Source organism: Pinibacter soli, assembly GCF_029961145.1.
In the GTDB taxonomy this organism is placed as follows: domain Bacteria; phylum Bacteroidota; class Bacteroidia; order Chitinophagales; family Chitinophagaceae; genus Pinibacter; species Pinibacter soli.
The window spans coordinates 1,546,886-1,561,314 of sequence record NZ_JASBRG010000007.1 but is presented as its reverse complement, the minus strand read 5'-3'; the positions used below and the strand labels follow the sequence as shown (position 1 = coordinate 1,561,314).

9 protein-coding genes are annotated in these 14,429 nt (G+C 40.7%); all 9 read left to right on the top strand.

Features of this window, described 5'->3' with window-relative positions; genetic code table 11:
- Positions 1-73: 73 nt before the first annotated feature.
- The 9 genes from QJ048_RS16800 to QJ048_RS16760 all read left to right on the top strand — a co-directional run bounded on the left by QJ048_RS16800 (position 74) and on the right by QJ048_RS16760 (position 14,411).
- A complete protein-coding gene (locus QJ048_RS16800; protein ID WP_282335563.1) occupies positions 74-1,072 on the top strand; it encodes a PorP/SprF family type IX secretion system membrane protein in 999 nt (332 codons plus the stop codon).
- 39 nt (positions 1,073-1,111) lie between these two features.
- Entirely contained in the window at positions 1,112-3,082 is a 1,971-nt protein-coding gene (locus QJ048_RS16795) for an OmpA family protein (RefSeq protein WP_282335562.1), read from the top strand.
- Positions 3,083-3,531: 449 nt separating this feature from the next.
- Complete coding sequence (locus tag QJ048_RS16790) at positions 3,532-4,794, top strand: ATP-dependent 6-phosphofructokinase (RefSeq protein WP_282335561.1); 1,263 nt, start codon at positions 3,532-3,534, stop codon at positions 4,792-4,794.
- A 282-nt stretch (positions 4,795-5,076) separates the two neighbouring features.
- Entirely contained in the window at positions 5,077-5,637 is a 561-nt protein-coding gene (locus QJ048_RS16785) for an RNA polymerase sigma factor (RefSeq protein WP_282335560.1), read from the top strand.
- Between the two features lie 66 nt (positions 5,638-5,703).
- The gene (locus tag QJ048_RS16780; protein WP_282335559.1) at positions 5,704-6,864 is read left to right on the top strand and encodes a FecR family protein; all 1,161 of its coding nucleotides are present in this window, start codon (positions 5,704-5,706) and stop codon (positions 6,862-6,864) included.
- Between the two features lie 232 nt (positions 6,865-7,096).
- The gene (locus QJ048_RS16775; protein ID WP_282335558.1) at positions 7,097-10,498 is read left to right on the top strand and encodes a SusC/RagA family TonB-linked outer membrane protein; all 3,402 of its coding nucleotides are present in this window, start codon (positions 7,097-7,099) and stop codon (positions 10,496-10,498) included.
- A gap of 48 nt (positions 10,499-10,546) precedes the next feature.
- Positions 10,547-12,025: a RagB/SusD family nutrient uptake outer membrane protein gene (locus QJ048_RS16770; RefSeq protein ID WP_282335557.1), complete on the top strand. Its 1,479-nt coding sequence runs from the start codon at positions 10,547-10,549 to the stop codon at positions 12,023-12,025.
- A gap of 44 nt (positions 12,026-12,069) precedes the next feature.
- Positions 12,070-12,795 (top strand): DUF4843 domain-containing protein, encoded by a 726-nt coding sequence (locus tag QJ048_RS16765; RefSeq protein ID WP_282335556.1) that lies wholly within the window; start codon positions 12,070-12,072, stop codon positions 12,793-12,795.
- 35 nt (positions 12,796-12,830) lie between these two features.
- A complete protein-coding gene (locus tag QJ048_RS16760) occupies positions 12,831-14,411 on the top strand; it encodes a PKD-like family lipoprotein (RefSeq protein WP_282335555.1) in 1,581 nt (526 codons plus the stop codon).
- Positions 14,412-14,429 lie beyond the last annotated feature (18 nt).

The following is a 14,429-nucleotide window of genomic DNA, read 5'->3' as shown; positions in this document are numbered from 1 at the left end:
CTATTGGTTTGAAAAAGGAGAACGTACAATAATTGTATTTGAAAAAATCCGGTTAATTAATAAAAAAAGCAGGATGAAAAAAAATAAGTTTTTAGGATTGATAATGGGTGTGGCGACATTGATGTGTGCAAAAACGGCCGATGCCCAGCAAGACGCTCAGTTTTCACAGTATATGTTTAACGGTTTATACATAAATCCAGCCTATGCGGGTTATCGCGAACAATGGAATGTCAATGCATTTTATCGCAATCAATGGACGGGTTTTCCCGGTGCCCCGAAAACGATGTCACTGGCAGCTGACGGAACAGTTCATGATAACAGAGCAGGACTTGGCTTCCAGATTGTAAATGATGTACTGGGAGCGCAAACCAATACTTCAGTCTACGGAAATTACGCATACAGGATACCTTTAGGTGTCAACGAATATGAAGGCAAAACTTTATCACTCGGTTTTGGCATAGGTATTTTGCAAGACCGATTAAACATGAGTAAGCTGGATCCTAACCAGCAAGGGGATCCTACCATTATAACTGCTGCTAAAACGAAGATTATGCCAGATGCAAAAGTGGGTGTATTCTATAACAGTGATCGTTTTTATATCGGCGCTTCTGCATCAAATTTAATCACCAATTCATGGAATAGAAAAGACGACATAAAAGGGGTATATGTTATTCCGAAACTACACTGGTATTTTACAGCGGGAGGGTTGGTGCCTTTGTCCGATGAGGTGTCATGGAAGCCATCTTTTTTGTTAAAGGACGACCTTGCCGGACCCACAAGCCTTGATGTAAACAGTATGTTTTTATTTCAAAAACTTTTGTGGTTGGGCGCCTCATACAGGACCGCAATACCATCTTTTTATAACAAATCTGCATTTGATAAAAACTTAAAGAAAAGTGCGGATGTAGTTGGCTTGCTGGAATTGATGGTTAATGAGAAATTGCGCATAGGCTATGCATACGATTATTCATTAAATGCAACAACGACACAAAGGTTCTCCACTCATGAGATATCAATAGGGTTCTTTTTTGCGAATAAGAAAGGAGCCATGCTGTCGCCTCGCTATTTCTGATGAGGTAATCAATGAAAAATGTGTAATAAAAATACTGTAATGAAAAACTTATATATATATACGTTGGGATTTTTTATGCTGGGGATAATCGCTCAGGGCTACGGGCAGGCTATATTGAAAAGGGCAGATGAACAGGCGTCGCTGTATAATTACAGTGTTGCGCGGGATTTATATCAGAAAGCATACAAAAAGAAAAAAACACTCAACGCTGCCCGTGGTGTTGCTGAGTGTAATCGTAAAATTAAAAACTATGTATTCGCAGAGAGTTGGTATAGCAAAGTGCTGTCGGATCAAAGCCATACTCCGGAAGATGAATATCGTTATGCACAAGTATTGATATCCAACAGTAAGTATACTGAGGCAAAGGACGTATTACAGCAGTATTTATCTAAAGGACAGAATAACGAGCTTGCGAAAAAAATGCTGGAAGGTTGCGATTCATCTCTTACACAGTTAAACAGACCGGTAAAGGGCGGATTAAATAATATGGCGATCCTAAACAGTAAAAATTCGGACTGGGGATTGGTACTACAAAAGGGTGAATACATTTTTGCTTCAGATGCCGGAAGAGATAGTATTGGGGAAACGCCATCCTTTTCATTGAAAAACGTACGAAAGGATGTATATGGTTGGACAGGTGCAAATTATCTGCATATATACGAAAACAACGGAACAGACTCAGTCAATAAGTTAATAAAGGAAATAAACGGCGACTATCATACGGCGTCACCGAGTTTTACCGCAGACGGTAAAACAATGTTTTATGCGATGACTACGTATGTAAAAAAGAGGAGATCGTTTTGGCATAAAGAAGTGCCCTATACAATGATGGTAGCTATAAAATACCGTGTTTGGGACGACTCTAAACAAAGCTGGGGGGAACCTCAAAATTTTCCTTACAATAGTTTGTTGGGTTATTCAGTGGGGGATCCATTTATTTCGGCAGATGGAAATACCTTGTTTTTTGTAAGTGATATGAGTGGAGGAAAAGGAGGGACAGATATTTATTACAGCAAAAAAGATGTGAATGGTAAATGGGGTGAACCTGTTGGAATGTCGGCTGATATAAATACGGTTGGTAATGAAAGAACACCCTATGTTGGTGCAGATGGGAATTTCTATTTTTCATCCGATGGCCGGGCAGGTTTCGGCGGTCTAGATATTTATAAAGCGGTAAAATTCGGAGGTGACAGTTGGAAAGTGACTAACATGGGGGTTCCCGTAAATTCATCTCAAGATGATTTTGCTCCGTTTTGGGCAAGTGGTCAAACGTTGTATTTTTCTTCTGACAGGCCGGGAGGTAAAGGATATGATGATATTTATCGCTTTAATTTTTCGCCGGAGGTACCGCCAGTGCCGAAAAAGACCTTTATATTAGTAGGTACAGTGTTAAACAAAACCACCAATTTACCAATACCTGATGCGGTTGTTACACTGGTTAATAAAAATACGGGCGTTGAAGTTAAAGGATTGACAAATCAGAAAGGCGAATTTCATTTCGATTTGGATTCATCAACGGACTATGAAATTAATGTAGCAAAAACGGATTATGCAAATGTTCGCAATGAAAATCTGACGACAAAAAGATTGACAGAATCAAAAACGATCAACAAAACATTGTACATGTTGCAGGTTGCGGATAGAAGCAAGCCTATTGCGATTAAGCTGGAGAATATTTATTTTGATTTGGACAAATCTGATATTCGTCCTGATGCGGCGGTTGAGTTGGACAAGCTGGTAACAATATTTAATGATAATCCTACGTGGAAGATAGAAATGGGTTCACATACTGACTCAAGAGCGGATGATGCATACAACATGAAGTTGTCGCAACGCAGAGCAGCTTCAACAGTGAAATATCTTGTTCAGCACGGTATAGCCGCCGATCGTTTAACAGCGAAAGGTTATGGTGAAACACAACTTGTAAATGGTTGTAGAAATGGTGTGAAATGTACTGAAGCCGAGCATCAATTAAATCGCCGTACCGAGTTTAAGGTGTTGGAACAATAAAACAAACATAGAGTGAAATACTCTATTGGAATGTTGTTAAATACAATAAATTAGTTTTTGCTATAAATCTATACTCCACGGCAGCCAAGGGCGTGTTGGAAAATAGACAAAGAAAAAGCCTCACTTTGCGCATTTTGCGATCGTGAGGCTTTTTTTGACCATTTCCAAATTTCTTATTTTAATGTGAAATGGTAGTCAGTATCTGTTTGCGAAAAGGAAAATTGAGAGTCGTTGGAGATAGGGCGGCATTTTAACCGTAAAATTTACTTTATTATTTCATCCTGATATAACTTCTAAGGAATATTATCCCTTTGTGCACGCCTGGTACGATTTTTAGAAAACAAATCAACCTTACTGAAGAATTCTGCAGCTGATATCATAAAAAATATTTTACCCCTTTTATTACAATTCGAGCTTTAGTTTGTTTAAGACTTAAATTGGTTAAAGAAATGAATATAACAGTTTTGGGCGAAGCAAAATTTGAATCTCCGATCGGGCACAGCGTCAGCGACAGCCTTCTCATCCCAGAGAATATTGTAATCGACCCGGCATCGACCGCAAAAGACGACTTGAAATTTGAATTGGCAGGGCCACGTTCCAAACTCTTTTTTGATCCGAAAAATACACGGGCAGGCATAGTTACATGTGGTGGACTTTGCCCTGGTCTAAATAATGTCATAAGGTCTTTGTTCCTGGAACTTCATCACGCTTATGGCGTGAAACAGGTGATTGGTTTTCGTGGAGGATATCAGGGCCTGGATCCCGTAAACGGAAAGGAACCTGTCGTGCTTACTCCAAAATTTGTTCACAGTATTCATAAAGAGGGCGGCACTGTTTTGGGTACTTCGAGAGGACCCGTCGATATTCGCATCGCAGTTGACAACCTTATCCAACGGGAAGTAAATATGATCTTTACTGTGGGTGGTGACGGAACCCAGCGAGGCGGAAATGAATTATTTCAAGAGGCTAAGAAACGAGGCTATCCCCTGGCGGTCGTGGGCGTTCCAAAGACAATTGATAACGATGTTGCTTTTGTTACAAGAACTTTCGGCTACATGACCGCAGTGTCGGAAGCGAGCAAAGTTTTGAGCAATGCACATAACGAGGCAATAAGTGTTGAGAATGGTATTGCGCTGGTAAAACTTATGGGCAGGAATGCAGGATTTGTTGCTGCTGGTGCAACAATTGCATGCCAGGACGTAAATTTTGCCCTTCTTCCTGAGGTGGCTTTTAAACTGGAAGGCCCAAATGGATTTCTTGCTGCATTAAAAAAACGTGTTCTTGAACGTTCGCATGCCTTGGTCGTAGTAGCTGAAGGAGCCGGCCAGGACCTATTTACAGCAGATGAAATGAAAAAAGACGACTCGGGAAACATCAAGGCTAAAGATATAGGTGTATTTCTGCGGGATACCATTGGAAAATATTTCAAAAACGAAAATATTCCAGTAGTGATACGATACATTGATCCCAGTTATATTGTCAGGAGCAGCGCAGCTAACTCAGAAGACGCTATACTCTGTGACATGTTTGCCCGAAACGCTGTTCATGCAGCAATGGCGGGAAAAACAGGACTAGTTATCGGATATATGCACGACAGATTTATACATGTGCCTATTGATCTCTTAACCAGCCGCAAAAAATCTATGGACCCGCTCAGTTTTCAATGGAAGGCGGTGCAGGCATCTACAGGTCAGGTCGCTCAATTTAAATAACTCCGTATACAGGAATATTTTAACTCACTAAAAAATATACACAGGAAAAATTCTTTTCCGTTATTCTGCAAATTTTGGGTTTCCTGTGCTTTCAGGAAAAAAAGTATGTGAAGGGCTTGGTAAATGATAAAAGCATATTTACTTTTTATTTAAAAGCTAAATAATCAAAACTTTTGAAAAGAAATACACAGAGCAGAAATGGTCAATTTTTTTACCGGCAACAGTGATTACTATTTCTAATAATTCAATAAGTTTGATTATCTATTTTTTTATACCAAAACTTTGCCAGCCATTCAATCATACGACGAACAAGAACTGCTTTTGCGCATGCGGCAAGGAGATGAGTCTGCTTTTACCCATATATACAGCCTACACTGGGAATTGCTATATGCTATTGCTTACAACCGCACCAAAGATATTCACCTTTCACAGGATATTGTGCAGGATGTTTTTACCAGTCTTTGGAGCAACCGGAACAGGGCAGAGGTCCATTCTTTAAAAAGCTACCTGGCTACCGCGGTTAAATACATGACCCTCACGCATTTGCGTAAATCTGGTCAAACCATTTTGGTTGAAGGGCATATCGGATCGGAAGAGGCAGGGCATAAAACGGTAGAAGAACAAATAGATTACAAAAACCTGCTCTCTTTTTTAAATGATGAAACAGACAAGTTGCCGGATAAATGCCGCTTGATCTTTAAATACAGCCGCGGGGAAGGACTTTCCGTGAAAGAAATTGCGAGTGAGCTGAATATTTCTCCCCGCACCGTTGAAACGCAGCTGTCAAAAGCGCTTCGCGTTCTTCGAAAATCACTCAAAGTGATGTTTTCCTGGGTTTTCTAAAAAAAACTTTGTTTTCACGTACGTGTTCCTCCTCTCTTTTTACACTTTACTATAAGAAGCGATACAATGGAGATTACTGAACAACTTAAGATTGCTATCAACAACTATTTGAATGGCACAGCCTCGGATGCAGAAAAGCAGCTGGTAAACGATTGGTATTATGCCTTCCATGACGAAGTGGTGGAGGTTGCTGCACCTGAAAACATGCGGGTGCTGCTGGAAAAGCAAATGAAGGAAAAGATTCTTCAGCAGATTCATCGTGAAGATATTGTTGATCCGGCGCCTGGCGTTTATCGTATGCGTACTCTTCGCAGATGGGGTTGGGTAGCTGCAGCCTCAATTATACTTGTATTGGGAGCGGGGGCTTTTTTCTATACAAATAACAGAAAGGATGCGGGCACTGCCGGCATAGCACAGACAAAAACAGATATCGTTCCCGGTAATAATGGCGCTGTCCTTACGCTTGCCGATGGTTCGCAGGTATTATTAGATTCAACAAAGAATGGTGTTGTTGCTTTGCAAGGTGGTATTACCGCCAAAGTGCTTAATGGTTCATTGACGTATGAGGGTAGTGGAAATGAGGTGGTTTATAATGTAATGAGAACGCCAAAAGGCAGGCAATACCAGGTCACATTGTCAGATGGTACACAGGTATGGTTAAATGCAGGCAGTTCTATTCGTTATCCAACCAAATTCATTGGAAGCGAACGACGCGTGGAAATTACCGGTGAAGCCTATTTTGAAGTGGCTGGAAATAAAGACATGCCGTTTAAGATAAACATTGATGGTAAGGGTGAAGTGGAAGTACTCGGAACCCATTTTAACATCAATGCTTACACAGATGAACCGCAGATGAATACTACACTATTGGAAGGAAGTATTCGCTTTAACGATTTACAGCACGACAAATCTGCCGTTATTGTACCTGGCGAACAGGTTCAGCTGAGTGATGACGGAAAGATCAATGTTAAAAAGAACGTTGACCTTGAATCGGTGATGGGTTGGAAAAACGGAAGCTTCAATTTCAGCAGCCAGGATATCGTAACCATTATGCGGCAAATCAGTAGATGGTACGACGTGGAAGTTGAATATAAGGGGGAAATCAGTCATGAGACATTTACGGGAATAGTGAGTCGGTACAGCGATGTTTCAGAGGTGCTGAGTTTGATGGAAGCAGAAGGCATTAAGTTTAAAATTGAAAATAAAAAGATAGTGGTTCAATTCTAAAATCGAAGCTTAATAAATTATTTTTTAATCAATCAAAAAAGGAGGTGTTAAAGGTCTCAATTATAGATTTAACAATACCGGAAACGCTATACTTAACAACTGCCACAGTTAATACCCTGCCAACAATAAATTGGCGGTCTATTATATCAAAACTAACTATTACGAACATTTGATCACGTTCACGCTGAATCGACAAGCGGTGTAACGGGAATCAAGCAAAGTATGTATGCTTATGAAATTGAAAATGACTTTGGTTCTTCTGAGTTCCTTATTCACATTGGCGTCCATCAAAGCCCAAAACATTAGTCTCTCCTTAAAGGACGCTTCCCTGCAAACCGTTTTTAAAGAAATTAACAGGCAAACAAATTTCAGTTTTTTCTGCAAGGATGAAACTTTGAACCGTGCGGGAAAAGTTAGCATCGAAGTGTCTAATGCCTCACTGGATGATGTAATGAAACGTTGCCTGAGTGGTAAAAACCTCAACTATTCTATTGAGGGTAAAAAAATAGTAATTAAACAGAAGGAGGAACCTTCTAAATCGAACACGAATGAATATGCGTCAGCGCAGGACAGGATTTTAAAAGGACGTGTTACCGGTGAAGGGGGTGACGCTTTGGCCGGTGTATCGGTAACTGTGAAAGGAACCCACAAGGGTACCTCTACCAATACCGAAGGTTTTTATCAACTATCTGTAACCAGTTCAGATAAGGTACTTGTATTTAGCGGCGCAAGTATGACTACAAAAGAAGTGGTGATTTCGGGAGAACCTGTTATCAATGTGACTTTAAGTGCAAAGGTTACCGGAATGGGAGATGTGGTGGTAACCGGTATCGTTAACAGGAATAAAAATAGTTTTACAGGGGCCGTCACTATTTTGTCCAAAGAAGATCTATTTAGAGTGAACAACAAGAATCTTATGCAGAGCCTTAAGGTTCTGGAACCTTCTCTTATGATATTCGATAACCTCACTATGGGCTCTGATCCCAATCAAATGCCCGATATGAATTTAAGAGGTACTTCTTCCTTTCCTCAACAACAGGATGTGGACTTGAAAGGTGGGTATGTTAATAATCCAAATCAGCCGCTTTTTATTCTCGATGGTTTTGAAGCCAGTCTTACAAAAGTGGTTGATTTGGACATGAACCGCATTGAGAGTGTTACTATTTTGAAAGACGCTTCCGCAAAAGCTTTGTACGGATCGAAAGCTGCCAATGGCGTTGTTGTTATTGAAACAAAAAAACTTACGGGAGGACAAGCGAAGATTTCTTATAGTGGAAGCCTTGATTGGGAAATGCCCGATCTTTCGAGCTATAATCTTATGAACTCTGCTGAAAAGTTGCAGGCCGAAAAGATCTACGGCATGTATTCTCAAAACCCGACAGTGGTTCCAAACTTTCAAACGCAATTAACGCTGGACCAACAGTATAACGCCCATCTTTCGGCAGTGCTTGCGGGTGTAAACACTGACTGGGCTTCTTTGCCACTGCGAAATGGCCTGGGACAAAAACATGCATTGTCAGTCGAACTCGGGGAGAAGAATCTGAATGTAATCGCCGATTTTTCTTACAACAATATTCAGGGGGTAATGAAAGGTTCATCCAGAAACACTTTCGCCACTTCAATTTCACTATCGTACAGGTACAAAAAGTTGTTATTCCGCGATATCTTAAGTGTAACAAGCAACAAAGGAACGAACTCGCCCTATGGCACTTTTGGTGACTATTCAAAAATGAATCCTTACTGGACACCGTATGATTCATTTGGAATTGTTAAGAAGAATGCTGAAACCGGAATCATTCCCTATACGGGATATTCTGGCATCGGTAGTTTATATGCACCCAATCCATTGTACAATTCAACGCTCAATATCAAACTGACAAATGACTACCTGGATGTAACGGATAATTTCTATACAGAAATGACTATCCTGCCGGGATTGAAAACCACTTTAAGAGCCGGGGTGACTGCTACAAAAAACCAGGCTGATGAGTTTTATCCCGCCAACTATGCAAAGTTTGATAGCTATACTGGTGCCGATTTTTTCAGAAAGGGATCATATAAACGCAACGAAGGCGACCAGGTTAGATACAGCGGCGACCTTAACATCAATTACTCAAAACTATTCGGCGATAAACATTACTTCTTTGCCAACGTTGGTGGTAACCTCAGCGAGAACAGCTTCGAAGAAGTGATATACCAGGCAGAAGGATTTCCTAATGATAGAATGACCGATATCTTATTTGCTAATCAATACGCCAAATACAATAGCCGCCCAACGGGTACAGAAGGAACTTCCCGCGATGTGGGCGTGTTGTCGGTTGCCAACTATTCGTACGACAATCGCTTTTTTGTTGATGCTACGTACAGGGCCAGTGCTTCCTCTCAATTTGGCTCAAACAACAGATGGGGAAATTTTTGGAGCGCGGGTATTGGCTGGAACATTCAAAATGAAAAATGGGTACAGAATCTCAACTTGTTTGATCGCTTGAAACTACGTGGATCAGTTGGATCAACCGGTTCTCAGAACTTTAGTTCTTATCAATCCATTGCCACTTACAAATATGTGCTCGACAAAGTGTACCAGAATTATTTGGGCGCTTATCTGATGGGGCTTGCCAATCCGGACCTGAAATGGCAGCAGAAAATGGATTATAACGTAGGGCTAGATTTTACTATAAAGAAAAAATTGGTTGGTCGTATAGATGTGTATCAGAGTAATACTTTGAACACCCTGATTGATTACTCTGTTGCTCCTTCCACAGGCTTTGCTTCGGTGAAAGAAAACCTCGGCAAAATAAGGAACATAGGTATTGAAGGAATGCTTACTTATACTTTTTATGCCAACCCGAAAACCAGGTCGTTCTTTTCCGTTACCGGATCGGCCATTCATAACGAGAATAAGATAGTTTCCATTTCGGATGCTTTAAGGTCTTACAATGAAGCCCAGGATAAGATTGCAAACGACAAGTTCAATAATAAAGCCGTTGTCAAATATTACGAGGGCATGTCAATGAACTCTATCTGGGCGGTTCGGTCAATGGGAATAGATCCTGCAAATGGCCAGGAGATTTACCTGGATAAAAATGGAAACAAAACCTACACTTATTCTGCAGCTGACCAGAAGGTGGTGGGCGATAATATGCCAAAATTAACAGGAACACTTGGTTTCAATGGCGAATACAAAGGCTTAGGACTAAACGTGTTTTTCAGGTATCTCTATGGCGCGCAACTATACAATCAGACATTGATAGACAGGGTTGAAAATGTGGATATGAGTTTTAACGTAGATAAAAGAGTGTTAAACAGCACATGGCAAAAGCCGGGCGATGTAAAGCCTTACAAGTCTCTTGCTGCAGTGAGCGTTCAAAACCCCGATGGCACTTACACTGTAAAATACACGAGAACACAACCAAGCGACCGGTTTGTGCAGGACAGAAACGAATTCAGCCTCGCTTCTGTAAATCTCTCTTACGATTTCTACAGATGGAAATTTGTAAAAAGTATTGGCATGGAGCGTTTGCGTTGCGGCTTTTATATGAATGATGTCTTTATGCTATCATCTATAAGAGTTGAACGTGGGTTGTCTTACCCGTTTTCAAGAAAATTTTCTTTCTCGATCCAGACAACATTTTAACAACCGTGGGTTTCCCTGAATTGAATAACCAATTACTAAACTAACAGTATGAAGAAATTAATTTTAATATCAATGCTTTTCGCAGGATTAACATCTTGTAAAAAGTGGCTGGAGATTTCCCCCAAGTCGCAAATTTCAGCGAATAAATTATTCGAATCTGAGCAGGGGTTTAAAGATGCATTAATTGGGAACTACCTGTTGATGACAAATACCAGCACCTACGGCTTTGAAAATAACGTTGGATTCGTTGATGCCCTGGGCCAACAATACTATATAGCAACATCAAGCAATCCTTATTATTATGCATCGCTGTACCAATATGATCAATTAACCGTTGTTCCAAAAATTGAAAACATCTGGGCAGGCAATTACAATGTAATTGCTAACCTGAATAATCTAATTGAAAATATAGACCAGAAGAAAAGCATGCTGCATCCTGCAAACTATGCTTTCATAAAAGGAGAAAGCGTAGGATTGAGAGCGTTCCTGCATTTTGATCTTCTACGTTTGTTTGGCTACGGAAACCTTGCAAATGATCCTTCCAAACTAACCACCAAAATTCTTCCCTATGTTACAAAATATTCAAAGGCGAAAACAATTCCCGTTACGATTTCTGATTATATTGATTCGCTGAAGAAAGATCTTAATACAGCAGAGGCATTACTGGCACCGTATGATTCTATCACGCTTAAAAAAAATACACTGGAAATACCCAACACTGATTTGTTCTACAACGACAGAAGAGGGCGGTTCAATTATTTTGCTGTGAAAGCTACGCAGGCCCGCTTGTATCTGTGGACCGGAGAATATGACAAAGCCATAGCTGCGGCCAATAAAGTGATAACAGGCGGTATGCAGAACCTCGTTACTTTTCACAGCGGAAATATCAATGATCCTAATCCGGTAAACAAAGACTACACCTTTAGCACAGAGCATGTTTTCTCTTTGAATGTTCAGAATTTATACGACATAGTGAAACCCTTCATTCAGCAGTATGCTTTAGATGGTATCAATATCAATTACTCGCGGCTCAATCACAATGGTACGGTTGCAAATAACCTGTATGAAACAGCAACGAAGCCCAACATGTCATTGTCAGATTACCGTTACAAGGAATTGTACAATAAAGTTTCCACCACGGATTTCCTGTTGCTGAAATTCACCTACGTTACAAATTCCACATTCAAGGACAGGATGCCTATTATTAAACTCCCCGAAATGTTCTATGTACTCGCCGAGGCCAACAACGAAACCGGCAACCAGGCAAATGCAGTAAACTATCTGAACACGGTGAGAATAAACCGTGGGATTTCAAGTTCGTATAATTTGACAACGAACATTTCAAAGGACAGCGTTACTAATGAGATTGAAAAGGAATACAGAAAGGAATTTGTAAGCGAAGGACAACTCTTTTACTACTACAAAAGACGTGGTAAAGCAGGTATTCCGGGCACTTCAAAATTTATGGATAACAGTGTATATGTGCTGCCATTGCCGCAAAAAGAACTCGAAATGGGAGGACAATAATCCCTCACGAAAAAACAAAAGTCAAAACTTTAAATAGAACAATCATGAAACAATTAATAAAATATTCCAGTCTCATAGTTGTCTTTTTAGCATCCTGTAAAAAGGAGGAAATTAAAATTTACAAGGATGACCCTGCAGTATATTTTACCGCACCAACCTATTCCTACTCGTTTACACAAGATATTGACTCCAGTGCCAAAACCATTTATTTGGCGGTGAAACTATCGGGAAATAAAAGTGATCATGACAGGTCATTCAATATTCAGATCGTTAACGACAGCAACACCAATGTGCCGGCCACACTCTATGAAATCAAGCAGGGTAAAGTGCCCGGAAACAGCTTTGATGGGAAAGTGGCTATTGTGCTAAAAAGAAATGCAACGGTAGATTCCTCTATCGTAAAGATGAGAGTTCAACTGGTGGGCTCTAATGAACTGGACCCGATGCTGAGCCCGATTGTAGATATAACGTGGACAGGAAAAATAATTCAGCCATCTAACTGGAAATGGTTGAAGTATTATTTTGGAACACCATTTTCAACAGGCTGGTACAAGTTTATGATACAGGCAGCGGGCGTGTCGTCGTTTCCTTACGATCCTACGCAAGCCGCTGCGGATCCGGTGACCTGGTGGTGGAACGCAAACCAGATACAGGCATATGGCTTAAAGGTAAAGGAAGCGCTGATAAACTACAACGCTGCGCACCCTGGCAATGAATTGAAACACGATGATGGAGCTTATGCCGGTCAGCTGGTTACCATGCCGATTTAGCATGCAAATGAATTCATAAAATCAAATTTACCTTTGTGAAAAAAATATCACCATACATACTGCTGTTCATTTCTGTGTTGGCCGTATCCTGCTTAAAGGACCGAACCAATTATAATATACATACTCCCAGCCCTATTGTTATTGACACAACAGGCGTTCCCGGTTCTTATGTTGTATTTCAAATGGATACTTTGAGGGTTAGTCCGAATATTTCCAAAGCGGGAATGAACACCGACAATCTGACCTACAGCTGGACCATGAATTATTTCCAGGGTTACAAACGTGTCATAGGCACGCAGAAGAAACTGGAAGGAGTAGTTACAGAGGCGCCGAATTCAAGCGCTTATTCACTTATATTGACAGTAACAGACACCACTACCAATCTCAAGGCTTTCTTTTCATGGATCGTGACCGTAAATCCGCGCTTTGGTGAAGGATTAGTAGTAGCTGATACAAAAGATGGAATCAATAGTGATCTGAGCCTGATCATGTCATATAATTTTACTTCAAACATCTTATACGATAGTGTTAGCTTTACTTACAGAAATCTCTACAGCGCCGCCAACGGAGCGCCGCTTACAGGGATTGTTAAGGGGGTGGCTTACATGAACTATCAAAACAACCGCGTGCTCACTTGCATAACAGATAATGCCATAACCCGTATCAATCCTATCAGCTATGTATACACTAAATTAGGGAACGATAATTTCATACTTCCTCCGGCTGCAATAAGTCCGAACATGGTGCAGAGCGTGGCTGTAAATAATGCGCACGAGTATCTTGTTAATAACGGAAAAGTGCATAGCCGGTATGGAACGAATTTCCAATACGGGTATGCTTTCCTGTTTGACAAGACAGACTACACGTGTCAAAAAATGTGTGGCCTGCAAACGGCCAATACCAACGGCGGAGCTATTTATGACGAAAAAAACAACAGGTTCCTGATGTTGCCTACCATCACATCTAACTCTGCGCCACTAGTGGCCTATCCTGTATTTGACAACTCTAATCCCGCGCCGGCATATGATCCCAATAACATGGGAAATAAAACTTGTCTGAACATGGAGGAAGGATATAATCAAAAAGTATTTGCGGTAATGAAGACAAGGGATCTGGACCAGTACGCTGTTTACCAGCTGTCGGTATTATCGCCCGTAAATGGCAAAATGGGTTATGCTATAAATGATCTTAGCAGCAATCCTGAAATTGGCCAATCGAAATTTTATACCGAATCTACACAGGAGAATGTGCTGTTTTATGCAACAGATACTAAAGTGTATTCAACAACGCTGTTGACGGGAGGTGGAACAAGTCCAACCGTGCGATACACCGTTGCGAATGGAGAAAAGATCACCGGAATGAAAATGCATATTAAAGGTGGCAGAATGTCTTTACCGAGTTTAACTGCCCCTGACGACTATACACAAAGGATAGCTGCAACTTCAGCTAACAGATTGCTGCTGTTAAGTACATACAATGAAAACACCAAAGAAGGAAAGATCATCGCTATTCCGCTACAAACACTGGGAGTGGGTGGACTTGTAACAGATCCGGCATACATAAAAACATACGGCGGCTTTGGAAAAATAACTGCGTTTAATTTCCAGGCACCATAACCTTGTAAAACAACAATT

Excerpts from the sequence above, each read along its gene's own strand:
- QJ048_RS16795 (WP_282335562.1), top strand. The coding sequence starts at position 1,112 with ATGAAAAACTTATATATATATACGTTGGGATTTTTTATGCTGGGGATA.
- QJ048_RS16800 (WP_282335563.1), top strand. The coding sequence starts at position 74 with ATGAAAAAAAATAAGTTTTTAGGATTGATAATGGGTGTGGCGACATTG.
- QJ048_RS16790 (WP_282335561.1), top strand. The coding sequence starts at position 3,532 with ATGAATATAACAGTTTTGGGCGAAGCAAAATTTGAATCTCCGATCGGG.
- QJ048_RS16770 (WP_282335557.1), top strand. The coding sequence starts at position 10,547 with ATGAAGAAATTAATTTTAATATCAATGCTTTTCGCAGGATTAACATCT.
- QJ048_RS16765 (WP_282335556.1), top strand. The coding sequence starts at position 12,070 with ATGAAACAATTAATAAAATATTCCAGTCTCATAGTTGTCTTTTTAGCA.
- QJ048_RS16780 (WP_282335559.1), top strand. The coding sequence starts at position 5,704 with ATGGAGATTACTGAACAACTTAAGATTGCTATCAACAACTATTTGAAT.
- QJ048_RS16775 (WP_282335558.1), top strand. The coding sequence starts at position 7,097 with ATGAAATTGAAAATGACTTTGGTTCTTCTGAGTTCCTTATTCACATTG.